Origin of the sequence: Streptomyces chrestomyceticus JCM 4735 (assembly GCF_003865135.1) — a bacterium.
GTDB lineage: Bacteria > Actinomycetota > Actinomycetes > Streptomycetales > Streptomycetaceae > Streptomyces > Streptomyces chrestomyceticus.
Genome location: NZ_BHZC01000001.1, coordinates 7,071,836 through 7,087,433, shown reverse-complemented (window position 1 = coordinate 7,087,433; position 15,598 = coordinate 7,071,836). Strand labels below are relative to the sequence as shown.

At 73.2% G+C, this 15,598-nt stretch carries 7 protein-coding genes and 1 pseudogene; 2 read left to right on the top strand and 6 right to left on the bottom strand.

Annotated features, from left to right (window positions below):
• Positions 1-28: 28 nt before the first annotated feature.
• Complete coding sequence (locus EJG53_RS30990) at positions 29-739, bottom strand: SIMPL domain-containing protein (RefSeq protein ID WP_125047673.1); 711 nt, start codon at positions 737-739, stop codon at positions 29-31.
• A 249-nt stretch (positions 740-988) separates the two neighbouring features.
• Between EJG53_RS30990 and EJG53_RS30985 the strand changes: the two genes are divergently transcribed.
• On the top strand, positions 989-2,794 hold the full coding sequence (locus EJG53_RS30985) for a bifunctional metallophosphatase/5'-nucleotidase (RefSeq protein ID WP_125049711.1): 1,806 nt from the start codon (positions 989-991) through the stop codon (positions 2,792-2,794).
• A gap of 78 nt (positions 2,795-2,872) precedes the next feature.
• On the opposite strand, the gene EJG53_RS30980 is transcribed toward EJG53_RS30985, so the two are convergent.
• The 4 genes and pseudogenes from EJG53_RS30980 to EJG53_RS30960 form a co-directional block, all read right to left on the bottom strand.
• Positions 2,873-4,399 (bottom strand): lysine N(6)-hydroxylase/L-ornithine N(5)-oxygenase family protein, encoded by a 1,527-nt coding sequence (locus EJG53_RS30980; RefSeq protein ID WP_125047671.1) that lies wholly within the window; start codon positions 4,397-4,399, stop codon positions 2,873-2,875.
• Positions 4,396-6,039: a pyridoxal phosphate-dependent decarboxylase family protein gene (locus tag EJG53_RS30975; RefSeq protein ID WP_125047669.1), complete on the bottom strand. Its 1,644-nt coding sequence runs from the start codon at positions 6,037-6,039 to the stop codon at positions 4,396-4,398. Before EJG53_RS30975 ends, EJG53_RS30980 begins: the two co-directional genes overlap by 4 nt.
• Before the next feature lie 400 nt (positions 6,040-6,439).
• Positions 6,440-9,093: pseudogene (gene pepN / locus EJG53_RS44205) on the bottom strand (aminopeptidase N).
• Positions 9,094-9,210: 117 nt separating this feature from the next.
• Positions 9,211-10,086 carry a helix-turn-helix domain-containing protein gene (locus tag EJG53_RS30960; protein ID WP_125047667.1) on the bottom strand — a complete coding sequence of 292 codons (876 nt, stop codon included), beginning with the start codon at positions 10,084-10,086 and terminating at the stop codon, positions 9,211-9,213.
• A gap of 295 nt (positions 10,087-10,381) precedes the next feature.
• On the opposite strand from EJG53_RS30960, the gene EJG53_RS30955 reads away from it, so the two are divergent.
• Positions 10,382-12,163, top strand: a complete 1,782-nt coding sequence (locus tag EJG53_RS30955) for a glycoside hydrolase family 35 protein (RefSeq protein ID WP_125047665.1) — start codon at positions 10,382-10,384, stop codon at positions 12,161-12,163.
• 93 nt (positions 12,164-12,256) lie between these two features.
• Here EJG53_RS30955 and EJG53_RS30950 read toward each other — a convergent pair whose 3' ends face one another.
• Entirely contained in the window at positions 12,257-15,448 is a 3,192-nt protein-coding gene (locus EJG53_RS30950; RefSeq protein WP_125049709.1) for an endo-alpha-N-acetylgalactosaminidase family protein, read from the bottom strand.
• Positions 15,449-15,598: the final 150 nt, after the last annotated feature.

Sequence of the window (15,598 nt, the reverse complement as noted above, 5' to 3'; positions counted from 1 at the left end):
GGATAAACGAACGCCGCAGGGCTCGGGGTCACAGGGTGGGGCGGGTCATCGTGAAGCGTGCGTTGATCTGTGCGTACACCTCCTGACGGGCGGGTTCGAGGTCGAGGGCGGGGGCGCTTTCGGCCGCGGCCGCTCCCCCGTAGGCGACGGAGCGGAAGGCGCCGCCGGGTACGGGCATCGGCGTGGCGCCGTCGGCGCCGGTGTCGGCGAGTTCGAGGACGGCGTCGAGGCGTGCGCCGAGGGCTTCGGCGTATTCGCGGGCGCGTTGGACGGCTTCGCGCACGGCCTGTCGGCGGGCTTCGCGGTGGGCGGGCGAGTCGGGGCGCAGGGCCCACCAGGGGCCGTCGACGCGGGTGAGGTCGAGGTCGGCGAGGCGGGTGGTGAGTTCGCCGAGGGCGGTGAAGTCGGCGAGGGTGGCGGTGACGCGGACGCGTCCGTGGTAGGCGCGTACGCGTTCGTGGCGGCCTTTGGCGGTGATTTCGGGGGTGACGGAGAAGGCGCCGGTGTCGAGTTTCTCGACGGCGTCGCCGTAGCTCTTGACGAGGGCGAGGACCTGGTCGTTGCGGTGGGTGAGGTCCTTGAGGGTGGCGGTGCGGTCGGTGCCGCGGGCTTGGACGGTGATGTCGATGCGGGCGATCTCGGGGTCGGCCTCGATGCGGGCTTCGCCTCGGACGGCGAGGCGGGGTGCGTCGGGGGTGCCGTACGGGAGGGCGGCGGGCCGGGTGTCGGGGTCGGTCATGGGGGCAGCCTGGCACGGGGCGGGGTGTTTGTCAGGGAGGGACCGGCCGGGCGGTCATCTGATCGCAACCTGTGGGGGCTGTTGCGGGTGGGGCTGCTGGGCCAGAATCTACGCGCGTTGTCCATGAGTGTTGTGGTGGTCGGAGTGTCGCGGGTGGGCGACGGTCCCGTCGCGGTCTCCGTCGCGGGGTCCGTCGCGAGGCCCGTCGCCGGTGTCCGCTGCCGCCGTGTTTCGTCGAAGGAGATGTTCATGCCGCTCGGCCGTAGGAAGTTTCTGGGGAGTTCGGTCGCCACGGGCGCGGGGGCCGCGCTCATCGGTACGGGGGCGCCGTCGGCGGTGGCCGCGCCGGTGTCCGGCGGTGGAGCGTGGCCGGCGCGGCGTTATGCCTTCACGGTCATGGGGACCACGGATCTGCACGGCAATGTCTTCAACTGGGATTACGCGGCCGACGGGGAATTCGACGACAAGGACCACAACGATGTGGGGCTGGCGAAGATTTCCACGCTGGTGCGGCGGGTCCGGGAGGAGAAGGGGGCGCGCCATACGCTGCTGATCGACGCGGGTGACACGATTCAGGGTACGCAACTGGCGTATTACTACGCGAAGGTCGATCCGATCACGGGTCCGAACGGTCCGGTGCATCCGATGGCGAAGGCGATGAACGCCATCGGTTACGACGCGGCGGCGCTCGGCAATCACGAGTTCAATTACGGCCTGGGGGTGCTCCGGAAGTTCGAGGAGCACTGCGACTTCCCGTTGCTGGGGGCGAACGCGGTGGACGCGAAGTCGCTGCGGCCGGCTTTTCCGCCGTACTGGATGAAGCGGCTCCGTACGCCGTGCGGTGGTCAGGTGAAGGTGGCGGTGCTGGGGCTGACGAATCCGGGGGTCGCGATCTGGGACAAGGCGCATGTGCAGGGGAAGCTGGCGTTTCCGGGGCTGGAGGAGCAGGCGGCGAAGTGGGTGCCGAAGCTGCGGTCGATGGGTGCGGACGTGGTGATCGTGTCGGCGCATTCGGGGACGAGCGGTACGTCGTCGTACGGGGACCAACTGCCGCACGTGGAGAACGCGGCGGCGCTGGTGGCGGAGCGGGTGCCGGGGATCGACGCGATTCTGGTGGGGCACGCGCATGTGGAGGTGCCGGAGCGGCGGGTGGTGAACCGGGAGACCGGTCGTGAGGTGGTGCTGTCGGAGCCGTTGAAGTGGGGGCAGCGGCTGACGGTGTTCGACTTCGAACTGGTGCGGTCGCGGGGGCGCTGGTCGGTGGAGTCGGTGGCGGCGAAGGTGCTGAATTCCCATACGGTGCCGGAGGATCCGCGGATCACGCGGCTGCTGCGTTCCGAGCAGCGGAAGGTGGTGGCGTACGTCAATCAGGTCATCGGGCGGTCGAAGGCGGAGATGACGGCTGCGGAGGCGCCTTACAAGGACACGCCGGTGCTGGATTTCATCGCGTTCGTCCAGGCGGAGGTGGTGCGGAAGGCGCTGGCGGGTGGTGCGTACGCGAAGTTGCCGGTGCTGTCGCAGGCTTCGTGTTTCTCGCGGTCGGCGACGGTTCCGGCGGGTGCGGTGACGATCCGGTCGATGGCCGCGCTGTATCCGTTCGACAATACGCTGGAGGCGCGGGTGCTGACCGGGAAGCAGCTTCGGGAGTATCTGGAGTTCTCCGCGCGGTATTACGTGCGGACGCCGGCGAGCGGTCCGGTCGATCCGGCGAAGCTGACGAATGCGGACGGGATTCCGGATTACAACTACGACGCGGTGAGCGGTGTCTCGTACGAGATCGACATCGCGAAGGAGCCGGGGCGGCGGATCGGGAAGCTGTCGTTCGAGGGGAAGCCGGTGGCGGACGACGCGCGGTTCGTGCTGGCGGTGAACAACTACCGGGCGAGCGGTGGCGGCAATTTCCCGCAGGTGGCGAAGGCGCCGCAGGTGTGGTCGACGTCGGAGGAGATCCGGAACCTGATCATCGGGTGGGTGAAGGAGACCGGGGAGATCGACCCGGCGCGGTTCGCGGCCGAGGACTGGCGGCTGACGCGGGACGGGGTGCCGGTGTTCTGATCCCCCGGGCGGGGTGCCGACCCGGCGCGGTGTGCGGCGGCCCAGGTGTCCGTAGGGGCGGAGCCTGGGCCGGGCGGGTCAGGGGTTCTCGATGAGGGTGGAGTTGGGGCGGGGGATGTCGGTGAGGTTGCGGGGCGGGGAGGGGCGCAGGCCGAAGGTGGTGAAGGCGGTGCGTGCGGGGAGGGGGTAGGTGGTGCTGTCGGTGAGAGAGTTGAGGATGGTGGCGCTGCGCCAGGCGGAGAGGCCGAGGTCGGGGGCGCCGACGCCGTGGGTGTGGTGTTCGGCGTTCTGTACGTAGACGGAGCCGGTGACGCAGGGGTCGAGGAGGAGGCGCTGGTCGGCGTCGATACGGGGGCGTCCGGCGGCGTCGCGGCGCATGTAGGGGTCGAGGGCGGCGAGCAGGGTGTCGGTGCGGCTTTCGCGGTAGCCGGTGGCGAGGACGACGGCGTCGGTGGTCAGGCGCGAGCGGGCGCCCTGGTGGGGGTGGTCGAGGTGGAGTTCGACCTTGGTGGTGCCGACGCGGCCGGCGGTGCGGACGGTGACGCCGGGGGTGAGGGTGGCGTCGGGCCAGCCGCCGTGCAGGGTGCGGCGGTAGAGCTCGTCGTGGATGGCGGCGAGGGTGGCGTGGTCGATGCCCTTGTGGAGCTGCCACTGGCCGGGGAGGAGCTGGTCGCGTACGGGTTCGGGGAGGGCGTGGAAGTAGCGGGTGTAGTCGGGGGTGAAGTGTTCGAGGCCGAGTTTGCTGTATTCCATGGGGGCGAAGGCGGCGGTGCGGGCCAGCCAGTGGAGTCCTTCGCGGCCGGCGGGGCGGGAGCGCAGCAGGTCGAGGAAGACTTCGGCGCCGGACTGTCCCGCGCCGACGACGGTGATGTGGTCGGCGGTCAGCAGGCGTTCGCGGTGGGCGAGGTAGTCGGCGGCGTGCAGGACGGGGACGGCGGGGGCGTCGACGAGGGGTTTGAGGGAGTCAGGAACGTGCGGGACGGTGCCGATGCCGAGGGCGAGGTTGCGGGCGTGGGTGCGGCCGAGGGCTTCGGCTTCGCCGTCGTCGCCGAGGTGGGTGTAGTCGACTTCGAAGGAGGCGCGGTCGCTGTTCCAGCGGACGGCGTCGACCTGGTGGCGGAAGTGCAGGCCGGGGAGGTTTTCGCTGACCCAGCGGCAGTAGGCGTCGTATTCGGCGCGGTGGATGTGGAAGCGTTCGGCGAAGTAGAAGGGGAAGAGGCGCTCCCGGTATTTGAGGTAGTTCAGGAAGCTCCAGGGGCTGGCGGGGTCGGCGAGGGTGACGAGGTCGGCGAGGAAGGGGACTTGGAGGGTGGCGTCCTCGATGAGGAGCCCGGGGTGCCAGCGGAAGGCGGGGCGCTGGTCGTAGAAGGCGGTGCGCAGGTGGGTGAGGGGCTGGGCGAGGGCGGCGAGGGAGAGGTTGAAGGGGCCGATGCCGATGCCGGCGAGGTCCAGGGGTGTGTCGGGGTCGGTGGGCTGCCGGGAGGTGGCGGGTTCGGGGTCGGGGCGTCGGGTGGCGGCGGTGCGGAGGCCGGTGTGGGCGGGGCGTCCGGGGTCCGGGGACGGGATGTGGAGGGTGATGGCTTCGGGGTGGGGGGTGGTGCTCATCGGGGGGTGTGGCCTTCCACGAGTTTGAGGAGCGAGGCGAGGTCGTCGGTGGTGGTGTGGGGGTTGAGGAGGGTGGCCTTGAGCCAGAGGCCGGTGGGGGTGGCGGCGCGGCCGAGGACGGCGCGGCCCTGGTGCAGGAGGCGGCGGCGGATGGTGGCGACGGTGGTGTCGTCGGCGCCGGTGGGGCGGAAGAGGACGGTGCTGAGGGTGGGGTGGGAGTGGAGTTCGAAGGCGGGGTGGTCGTCGATGAGGCCGGCGAAGGTGCGGGCGGCGGCGAGGGTGCGGTCGACGAGGTCGGCGAGGCCCGTGCGGCCGAGGGCCTGGAGGGTGACGGCCATCTTGAGGATGTCGGGGCGGCGGGTGGTGCGCAGGGAGCGGCCGAGGAGGTCGGGGAGGCCGGCTTCGGTGTCGTCGTCGGCGTTGAGGTAGGCGGCGCGGTGGGTGAGCGGGGCGAGGTCGGCGGCGCGGGGGACGGCGAGGAGGCCGGCGGCGACCGGTTGCCAGCCGAGTTTGTGCAGGTCGAGGGTGACGGTGTGGGCGCGGTGCAGGCCGTCGAGAAGGTGGCGGTGGGTGGCGCTGAAGAGGAGCGGGCCGCCGTACGCGGCGTCGACGTGGAGGCGGGCGCCGTGGGCGCGGGTGAGGTCGGCGAGGGCGGGCAGCGGGTCGATGGCGCCGGTGTCGGTGGTGCCCGCGGTGGCGCAGACGAGAACGGGGACGGTGGGGGCTCCGGGGCTGCCGGGGTGGCGGAGGTCGGTGAGGGCGGTGTGGAGGGTGAGGGGGTCGAGGGTGCCGTCAGGCGTGGGGAGGGTGAGGGGTTCGGGGAGGCCGAGGAGCCAGGCGGCGCGGTGGACGCTGTGGTGGGCGTTGGCGCCGCAGACGACGCGCAGGGGCTCGGTGTAGCGGGTACGGGCGTGCTCGCGGGCGAGGAGGAGGCCGAGTTGGTTGGACTCGGTGCCGCCGGTCGTGACGAGGGCGTCGGGCTGGTCGTCCTCGTGGGTACGTCCGGGGAGTGTGGGGGTCGCGGGCCTGTAGGGGTGGGTGAGTTTCTTGAGGTGATGGGGGGTGCCTGAGGTGTGTGGTTGTCGGGTGCTCGGGGAGGAGCCGGGGCCGTACGAGTGGGGAGAGTCTTCAGGGTCGTACGGGAGAGGAGCGTCGTCGGGGTCGTACGGGGGTGGGGAGGTGTCCGGTCCGTACGGATGCGCGGGGCCGTCCGGTCCGTACGGGTAGACGAGGGCGGCGAGTTCTCGGGCCGTGCGGGCTTCGAGGGCGGAGGCCGCGGGGGCCTGGTCCCAGGAGTCCATGGACGGGTTGAGGGCGGCGGCGGCCAGGTCGGCAGCGGCGGCGAGGGCCAGCGGCGGGCAGTGCAGATGGGCCGCGCAGTGCGGGTCCGCGGGGTCGGCCGCGCCTTCGGCCAGGGCGCGGACGAGGGCATGCAGCGCTTCGTGCGGACCGCGGCCGGTTTCGGGGAGAACGGGCCCGGTGGCCTCGCGCAGCCGCGCGGCGACCCGGCCGGGGCCCCCGGCGGGCAGGGGGCCGCCCCGGGCTTCGGCACCGTCGCGCAGCGCGTCGAGGACGGTGCCGAGGAGGGGGCGCAGGGCATCGGGGCCTGCGGCTCCGCCGGCGAGGGGCGGGGTGTTCATGGGCGGTCCTTCGGGTGCGCGACAGCGGGCACACCACAGACTGGCCGGGGCCGGGTGGCGTACCTGCCGAGCTGGGCGAGCTCAACCCGAAAGGGGTACCCAGGTGCTGGGCGGGGCGGTGGTGATCGGATTGCCTGCTATGCAGTCCGTAGGGGTTGAGGTGGGCGGATACGGCCGGGGCCGGGGGCCCGGGGCGGAGCCGGGGTAGAGCCCGGGCGGACGCGTGACGGAACCTTTCCTCTCGTACGCGCCCGTCTCCGCAGAGCCGGCACCGCCCCGGCGATCCCCGCGGCCCGGCGGACACGGCGGCTGCCACTCCCCCGGCAGCCGTCACTCCCCCAGTAGCCCTGACGCCCCCGCCACGCCTACCGGACCCGACTGCCCCCGGCGGCCCGCGCCGTCACTCCCCCCGTACCCGCAGCGCCCTCCGCAGATCGTCGAGTTGGTCGATGAGCTTGCGGCGCAGGGCCGGGGACGGGTCGGCGGTGCGCAGGCACTCCTCGCCCAGTTCGAGGGTGGCCGTGTCGACGAACGGTGTGGGGAAGGCGAAGCGGCCGGCGGATTCGGCGAGGGCGGGGCCGCGGCGGGCGGCGAGGGCCACGGCTTCGGGGAAGTAGCGGGCGACGTAGGGGCGTACGAGGTCGAGCTGTTCGGGGGCCCAGAAGCCGACGGCGGTGGCGTTGAAGAGGTAGTTGGACAGGTCGGTGTGCTCGTCGGTGGCGAACAGGGCGTCCCAGGCGGCTTGTTTGGCGGCCGGGTCCGGCAGGGCGGCGTGGCAGGTGGCGGCGCCCTGCCGACCGGTGGCGCTGGGGTCACGGGCCAGTTCGTCCTCGATGGCGGCGGGGGTGGTGGCGCCGAGGACGGCGAGCCGGCCGAGGATGCGCCAGCGCAGCTCCGGGTCGAGGGCGGGGCCGCCGGGGACGCTGCCGCCGGAGAGCCAGTCCTGTATGCCGTCGGGGGTGGTGGCGCTGTCGATGAAGGTACGGACGGCGGCCAGGCGCAGGCCCTGGCCGTCGCCGTTCTCGGAGCCTTCGGTGCGGCGCAGGATGTCGCGGGCGATGGTGCTGAGGGTGTTCAGGGCGGCGGGCCGGTCGGCGGCGGGGAGGTAGCGGTCGGCGATCTGGGTGCGGGCGAAGGCGAGGGCGCCGGAGACGATGGCGATGTCGGTTTCGTACGGGAGGTGGGCGCGGGCGGCGTCCAGGTAGGCGGTGGGGGGCAGCTCGCCGTCGCGGACCATGTCGCGGGCGGCGTTCCACACGACGGCGCGGGTGAGGGGGCCGGGCAGGCCGGAGAGCGCGTCGCGGGCGGTGTCCCAGGAGGCGGGGTCGAGGCGGACCTTGGCGTAGGTGAGGTCGCCGTCGTTGAGGAGGATCAGGGCGGGGCGGGGGCCGGGGCGGTGTGGAGGCGCTGTGGGGCGCCGTCCCGTACGCCGGTGGGGCCTGAGCCGGAGCCGGTGCCGGCGGCCGGTGCGGTGCCGGGCGCACCGGGAGTCGCGGAGGTACCCGGCGCGTCGGAGGCCGTGGCGGTGCCGTGGTCCGGGGATGCCGCTGCGGGGATGTCCCAGGCGAGGTGGTCGCGGGCGACGAGGCGGGTGGGGTCGGTGGGGTCGCGGTCGTACAGGCCGGCGGTGAGGTGGTGGGGGCGGCTGCCGTCCCGGTCGACGCGGAGTGTCCAGCCGCCGCCGGGTGCGGTGCCGACGACGGGGGTGAGGGTGTCGGCGCCGGTGGTGCGCAGCCAGTTGTCGGCCCAGGTGTGCACGTCCCGGTCGGTGGCCTGGGCGAGGGAGTCGACGAAGTCGGCGAGGGTGGCGTTGCCGAAGCGGTGGCGGGAGATGTGGTCGTTGATGCCGGCGAGGAAGTCCTTCTCGCCCATCCAGGCGACGAGCTGGCGCAGGGCGGAGGCGCCCTTGGCGTAGGAGATGCCGTCGAAGTTGAGGAGGGCGGAGGCGGTGTCGGGCACGTCCTCGGGGGCGGGGGCGACGGGGTGGGTGGAGGGGCGCTGGTCGGCGTCGTAGCCCCAGCTCTTGCGGGCGATGCCGAAGTCGGTCCAGGTGTCGGTGTAGTGCGTGGCCTCGGAGAGGACCTGGTAGCCCATGTACTCGGCGAAGGACTCGTTGAGCCAGATGTCGTCCCACCACGCGAGGGTGACGAGGTCGCCGAACCACATGTGGGCCATCTCGTGGGCGATGACCATGCCGCGGGACTGGCGTTCGGTGTCGGTGACGGCGGAGCGGAAGACGAAGTCGTCGCGGAGGGTGACCAGGCCGGGGTTCTCCATGGCGCCCATGTTGAACTCGGGGACGAACGCCTGGTCGTAGGAGTCGAAGGGGTAGGGCTCGTCGAAGAGGGTGTGGTAGCGGTCGTAGCAGCGGCGGGTGATGTCGAGGATCTCTTCGGCGTCCGCGGTCAGGTGGGGGGCCAGGGAGGCGCGGCAGTGGATGCCGAAGGGCAGTCCGGCGTGTTCGGTGCGGACGGTGTGCCAGGGGCCGGCCGCGACGGCGACGAGGTAGGTGCTGATGGGCGGGGTGGGGGCGAGGACGACGTGGTTCGTCTCGCCGTCCTGGCGGGTGGCGGTGCTGTTGCCGAGGACGGTCCAGCCGTCGGGGGCGGTGACGGCCAGTTCGAAGACGGCCTTCAGGTCGGGCTGGTCGAAGGCGGCGAAGACGCGCTGGGCGTTGTCCAGGAAGAGCTGGGTGTAGACGTAGGTCGCGCCGTCGGCGGGGTCGGTGAAGCGGTGCATGCCCTCGCCGGTGCGGGAGTAGGGCATGGTCGCTTCGAGGCGGAGTTCGTGGTCGCCTTCGGTGAGGCCGGTGAGCGGCAGGCGGTTGCCGTCGAGGGCCGTCGGGTCGAGGGGGCGGCCGTCGAGGGTGGCGGAGCGCAGCTCGTGCGGCGCGACGTCGATGAAGGTGTCACCCGGGGTGCGCGCACTGAAGCGGACGGCCGTGCGGGACACGAAGTGGTCGGGGCCGTGGGTGAGGTCGAGGTCGATCGCGTAGCGGTGGACGTCGAGGAGTCGGGCTCGGGTCTGCGCCTCGTCGCGCGTCAGTGCGGGCATGTCCTCATGCTGCCGTACGGCACTGACACCGCGCACTCGACCCGTGATTTTCCCGGCCCGGCCGGGCCTCGGGCGCACTTCGCGGGTGCTCGGCGCGGGCCCTGGGACGTGGCTGTCTCAGTCGATCCGCGGCGGGTCGTCGGGGTCGGGTACGCGGGTGGACCAGCCGCCGGGGACGTGGTGTCCCTGGCGGGCGCGGAAGCGGACGGGGGCGGTGCCGACGCGGCGGGTGAACAGGCGGCTGAAGTAGGCCGGGTCGGTGTAGCCGACGCGGCGGGCGACGGCGGCGACGGGGAGTTCGGTGGCGGCGAGGAGTTCTTTGGCGTGGCCGAGGCGGATGGCCAGGAGGTAGTCCTTGGGGCTGCATCCGGCGCCGCGGCGTACGGCGGTGCGCAGGGCGGCGGGGGTCATGCCGTGGCGGGCGGCGTGTTCGGCGACGGACAGGGGCAGGAACGCGTCGCGGGCTAGGGCTTGGAGTACGGGGTCGCCGTCCGCGTCGGTGTCGGCGCGGGCGCGCCGCAGGGCGACGAGGAGTTCGTGGACGGCGGCGGCGGTCTCGACTTCGAGGAGGGGGTTGCCGCGGCGGGCGGCGCGGGTGATGCGGCCGATGGCGGTGCGGGCGGCGGCGGTGTCGGCGAGCGGGACGAGGGGGCGGTCGGGTTCGATGTAGCCGAGTTCGGTGTAGGTGCTGGTGGCGGGGCCGGTGAAGTCGACGAAGCTCTCGTCCCAGCCGGTGTGCGGGTCGGCTCCGTAGTGGTGGGGGACGCCGGGGAGGAGCCACAGGAGGGCGGGGGCGGTGACGGGGGTGCGGGTGCCGTCCGGGGTGGCGGACCAGCCGCGACCGGCGTGGACGACGACGGCGACGTGGTGGTCGAGGACGCGAGGGCCGACGGGTGGCAGGGGGCCGTGCTGGAGTCCGACGCCGAGGCAGACCAGGCCGAGCCGGTGGTGGACCGGGCTCGGTGTGAAGTACCGCATCCAGGTGTGGTACATGCGGGCGTCCTCCCGTTTCCGCGTGCCGGGGGCGTGTCCGTACGGGGTGGCGCGGCGCGCCGGGTCCGTACGGGGCGTGGGCGTTTCCGCGTCCGGTCGGTTTCCCGCGTCTCCTGACCGATGAGGGCCCTGTGCCGCCCGAGTGCAGTCCGCGTTCCGTCCGGCTTCCGTCCAATCACTACCGATCTTTGTCCATGGATTCGCGTGCCGCCAGGGGTGAGGGTGACCGGGACGGCGGACGGGCCGGTGCGCCGGGCGGATCGGGATGGCGGCGGAACGGGACAGGGCGGGCGGTATGGGCGAGTTCGTGGTGGGCGAACGGGATTTCGAGCGGGACGGGCGGCCGGTGCGGCTGCTGTCGGGGGCCCTGCACTACTTCCGGGTGCACGAGGCGCAGTGGGGGCACCGGTTGGCGATGCTGCGCGCCATGGGGCTGAACTGCGTCGAGACGTACGTGCCCTGGAACCTGCACGAGCCGCGGCCGGGCGTCCACCGCGATCCGGAGGCGCTGGGCCGCTTCCTGGACGCGGCGTGGGAGGCGGGGCTGCTAGCGCTGGTCAGGCCCGGTCCGTACATCTGCGCGGAGTGGGAGAACGGCGGGCTGCCGCACTGGCTGACCGGTCCGCTGGGGCGGCGGGTGCGGACGCGCGACGCGGAGTACCTGCGGGCGGTGGACGCGTGGTTCGGGCGGCTGCTGCCGCAGGTGGTGGCGCGGCAGTACGACCGTGGCGGCCCGGTGGTGATGGTGCAGGCGGAGAACGAGTACGGGTCGTACGGCAGCGACCGGGAGTACCTGGCGCACATGGTGGGCCTGCTGCGCGGCCTGGGGGTGACCGTGCCGCTGTTCACTTCGGACGGCCCGGAGGACCACATGCTCACCGGCGGTTCGGTGCCCGGTGTCCTGGCGACGGCCAACTTCGGGTCGGGGGCGCGGGAGGCGTTCGCGGCGCTGCGGCGTCATCAGGCGCGCGGGCCGCTGATGTGCATGGAGTTCTGGTGCGGTTGGTTCTCCCACTGGGGTGACGCTTCGGTGGCGCGCTCTTCGGGGGACGCGGCGGACGCGTTGCGGGAGATCCTGGAGTGCGGTGCGTCGGTCAACGTCTACATGGCGCACGGCGGTACGAACTTCGGGGGCTGGGCGGGGGCGAACCGTTCCGGCGACCTGCACGACGGGGTGTTGCGGCCCACCGTCACGTCGTACGACTACGACGCGCCGATCGATGAACGCGGGCGCTCTACGGAGAAGTTCCACCGGTTCCGTGAGGTCCTGGCCGCGTATGCGCCGAGCCCGTCGCCGGAGGTCCCCGCACCGCCGCCGGTCCTCGCCGCGCCCGTACGGGCCGAGTCCGGCGGGTGGGCGCCGCTCGCGGACGTGCTAGACGTCCTCGGCGGTCCCGAGATGACGTCGGGTGTGCCGCCGACGTTCGAGGAGCTGGACGTGGACCGTGGGGTGGTGCGGTACCGCATCGAGGTCCCCGGTCCGCGCGGGCCGCTTCCGCTGCGGGTGGCGGGGCTGCGCGACCTGGCGGTGACGTACGTGGACGGGGTGCGCGGGCCGACCCTGGACGAGGAGGACGGGGTGATCGGGGCGGCGGTGGCCGGGCCCGCCACTGTGGAGCTGTGGGTGGAGTCGCTGGGGCGCGTCAACTACGGTCCGCGGCTCGGGGAGCCGAAGGGCATCACGGGCGGGGTGCTGCACGAGCGGCAGTACCTGCACGGGGTACGGGCGCGGGGGCTGCGGCTGGACGCGCTGGAGGACGCGGCGGCGGTGCGGCGGGTGCCGTTCAGGGGATACGGCGACCGCCCCTCCGGTTCCGGGCAGCCGGGCCTCCATCGGGCCACGCTGACCGTCCCCTCCCCCGGCGACGCCGCCCTCGAACTGCCCGGCTGGACGCGCGGCTTCGCCTGGGTGAACGGCTTCTGCCTGGGCCGTTACTGGGCGGCCGGTCCGCAGCGGACCCTGTTCGTCCCCGGTCCGGTGCTGCGTCCGGGCGCCAACGAGCTGCTCCTGCTGGAGCTGGAGGGCGCCCCCGCCCTTGAGGGGGAGCGGGCGGGGGCGCCCCGTCTGGTGCCCTGACGGGGCGGTGTCCGTGCCCCGACGCGCCGGTCATCCGCACCGGGCCGACCAGTTTCCGGTGCCCGGGCGGGCCGGTCTCCGGTGCCCGACGCGTCAAGCTTCCCGTACCTCGAAGGCGTCCAGGACGAATTCCGCCTTCCCGTCGTCGCCCGTCTTGCGCAGTCCCACCCACGCCTCGCCGCTCTCCGGGGCGGTGAACTCGTAGGTGTGGGAGGTGGGCCGGGTGGCGACGGGCAGCGGGGTGCGGCTCAGTTCGCGGGACGCGGGGTCGTCGACGGCCGTGACCCAGGCGTACTGGCCGGCCTTCTCGTTCTCGTAGCGGAAGCTGACCCGGTAGCGGCGTCCGGGGACGAAGCGCACGGTGTGCGGCACGGTCCGGTAGACCAGTCCCGCGTTCTCGCCGCGGGACTTCAGGGACTGGCCGCCGTCGATCACGTCGTCGACGGCCTTGCCGTTCCAGCCGCGCTGGGTGAAGGGCGCGTGCCGCTGCGCGATGTGCGTGCGCGGGTCGGTGACCTGGCCCGCGTCGCCCTTGACGAAGGGGCCCCAGCCTTGCGGTACGTCCTCGAAATCCTCGTACGCGACGGTGCCGGGGCGATGCGTGGGAACTGCGGGGACGACCCGCACGTTGTCGAACCGAATACGTGGAGTGCCCGCTGCAGTGCGGAGGGTGAGGGTGACGGGACCGCCGCCCTCGGGGACGGTGAAGGGGGTGAACATCCGTTGGAAGCGAGTGCCGTGCTTGCGGTCGGCGGCGACGAAGTTCCCGGCGGTGGACGTCTCGGTCCAGTTGGCGGCCGTGACGCCGTCACCGGTGCGTACCTCCAGCGTGGCCCGGCGCCGCTCCCCCGGCCGCGCGCCGACCTCGACCTGCACGGAGGCCGTGTACGTGCCGGGCGCGAGGCGGGCGAGCCGCTGACTGACGGTTGCCGCGCCGCCCGCGCCGACGACCAGTTCGTAGTCGCCGAGGGCGCTCGGCTCGACGGTGGCGGGCCCGCTGACCCGCCAGGCGTCGAGGGTGCCGGAGTGGAAGCCGGGGTCGGCGAGCGGCGTGCCCTCGCCCCAGCCGGGCCCGGTCCGGCCGGCTCCGCGCCGGGCGTGGCCGCCGCTCCCCTGACCCCAGCCGCGGCCGCCCTGGGCCGGGGCGGGGCGGCGGTAGAGGACGTACGGCTGTCCGGCCGCGGCGGTGACGGTGACCTCGCCGGCGCGTACGGTCAGCCGCTCCGGCCGGCTCCGGCCCTGGTCGGTGAGCCGGTAGGCGTACACACTGCGGGTGCCGGACCAGCCACGGGGCAGCGTCCAAGTGGTCGTGCCGCCGCCGGGGTTGTAGTGGTAGAGCTTCTCGGGGTCGGTCGCGCGACGGGGTTCCCAGGGCAGCAGGTAGGTGCCGCCGTCGTACACCAGGCGTCCGTCGGTGGTGATGCGGCGGGTGCCGCCGGTGTCGGTGACGGTGGTGCCGGTCGGTCCCTCGAAGGTGATCTCGTGCTCGCGCCAGGTGCGGATCGGGTACGCCTGGAGGTACTTGGCGGGCAGCGCGTCCACCCAGATGATCTTGTAGAAGGCGTGCCAGTCGGTCTTGCCGACCCAGCCCTCGAAGTTGCCCATCCGGGCGCCGCCCAGCAGCGTGGGCCACTTGTCGGCGAACACGTCCTTCTGGTGGTTGCGGACGAAACGGATGAGGCGGGAGTTGATGCCGCGGGAGGTGTCGCCGCCGTAGTCGGTCTCGTTGGCCCAGTGCGACCACAGGGCGGAGCGCTCCAGGCCGTGGCCCCATTCGGTGGTCACCTGCCAGCCCTGGGCGCGCAGGTGGCGCTGGAGGCGGTCGGAGTTCCAGCCGGACTCGCGGAAGACGTCGATGTAGAGGGTGTTCAGGGCGGGGTCGGTCTCCTCGCGGAGCTGCCGGAAGCGGCGGACGATGTCGCCGGAGACCAGGTCGCGGCGGGCGTCGATGCGGTACGACTGGTCGAGCCAGTCCCACTGGGCGTCGCTCTTGTCGACCAGGGTCTCGGAGAAGGCGTGCGCGACGGGGTAGGACTCGGTGGCGTTGACATGCACGGCGAAGTCGCTGTGCCACGTCTTTCCGGCCCGCAGCAGGGTGTTGAGGTCGGCGAGGCCCCCGGCGCGGGTGTTGGGGTTGCCGCCGTAGTCGGGGTGGGCGGAGTCGTGGCCTTCGGACTGGTAGCCCTTCAGGAGCGTGAACTGCCGCAGCCCGTCGGTGGCGAGCGCGATCCGCTTGACGTTGTCGAGAGTGGCCAGGAAGGGGTTGGTGGCCTGGCTGGCGAAGTTGAACGGGATGTGGGCGACGACGCGCAGGTGCTGCTCGTCGGCGCCGAGCGGGTCGACCATGATGTCGCGCAGCGCGATGGCCGCGTCCTGCCAGTCGGCGGTGCCGTCGCCGTTGCGGTCGCGGGTGAGGACGACGGTGGCGTACGGCAGCGGCTCGGTGTCGTCCAGGGGCGCGGTGGCCGCGCGGTGGGTCCACTGGCCACAGCCGAGGCGCGCGTAGCGGTGGCCGCCGCTCGCGGTGGTCTGCCGCCACAGCCGTCCGTTCTCCCAGGTGGTGGGGCCGCTGGGCGTGTCGTACACGGTGTTGGTCTCGACGGCGGCGGCCAGCTCGCCGGTGGCGGCCACCCCGTACGCGCACCCCGTGGGGGCGGCGTCCACCGGGGTGGCGGGTGTGATCCGGACGAGGGTGTCGCCGCTCTTGGCCTTGTCCAGGTCGATCCGGGCGGCCAGCAGGGCGGCGCCGGGCTGGTCGCTGCGGACGCTCAGCAGGGCGAGCCCGGGGATCTGGAGGGTGCCCACGCGGAGGGCCGGGGTGTCGGCGATCCTGGTGACGCGCCAGTCGACGTGCCAGCCGTCGACGGTGATCTCGGCGTCGATCTCGGTGCCGCCGTCGAAGGCGAGGGTGTAGGTGATGCGGTCGGCGGCCGGGCGGGCAGTGACCCGGGGCGTGCGGGCGGTGCCGTCGACGAGGAGCCGGGTGACCGGGTCGGGCTGGCCGTACAGGACGGCGCCGGTGCCCCGGTCGGTGTAGGAGAGGACACGGGGGAAGCCGGTGTCGACGCGGACCTCCAGGGCACCGGAGCGCAGCACCGCCTCACCTGCTCGGGGGCGCGGGTACGGGGCGGTGCCGGTGCCGGTGCCGGTGCCGGTGCCGGTGCTTCCGGCGTATGCGCTGGTGCCGGTGAGCGGGAGGGTGGCGGCGATTCCGGCGAGCGCGGTGCCGATGACGAGCTTTCTGCGGGTGGGGGCGGGAGCGGTCAGGGGTTCGGGGACGGTCAGGGCTTCGGGGCCGGTCGGGGTTCCAAGGCCGGTCGGGGTTGGCTCGGGCGCAAGGGCTTCCCCAGGGGGCGCGGCTTCCGCTTCTGCCGGTTGCCGCGCTTTCGTCGACTGTCCCGCGTCCGCCGGTTGACCCGCGCCTGTCGGCTGCGC

Coding starts and splice junctions, on each gene's coding strand:
- EJG53_RS30955 (WP_125047665.1), top strand. CDS start 10,382: ATGGGCGAGTTCGTGGTGGGCGAACGGGATTTCGAGCGGGACGGGCGG.
- EJG53_RS30960 (WP_125047667.1), bottom strand. CDS start 10,086: ATGTACCACACCTGGATGCGGTACTTCACACCGAGCCCGGTCCACCAC.
- EJG53_RS30985 (WP_125049711.1), top strand. CDS start 989: ATGCCGCTCGGCCGTAGGAAGTTTCTGGGGAGTTCGGTCGCCACGGGC.
- EJG53_RS30975 (WP_125047669.1), bottom strand. CDS start 6,039: ATGAACACCCCGCCCCTCGCCGGCGGAGCCGCAGGCCCCGATGCCCTG.
- EJG53_RS30980 (WP_125047671.1), bottom strand. CDS start 4,399: ATGAGCACCACCCCCCACCCCGAAGCCATCACCCTCCACATCCCGTCC.
- EJG53_RS30990 (WP_125047673.1), bottom strand. CDS start 739: ATGACCGACCCCGACACCCGGCCCGCCGCCCTCCCGTACGGCACCCCC.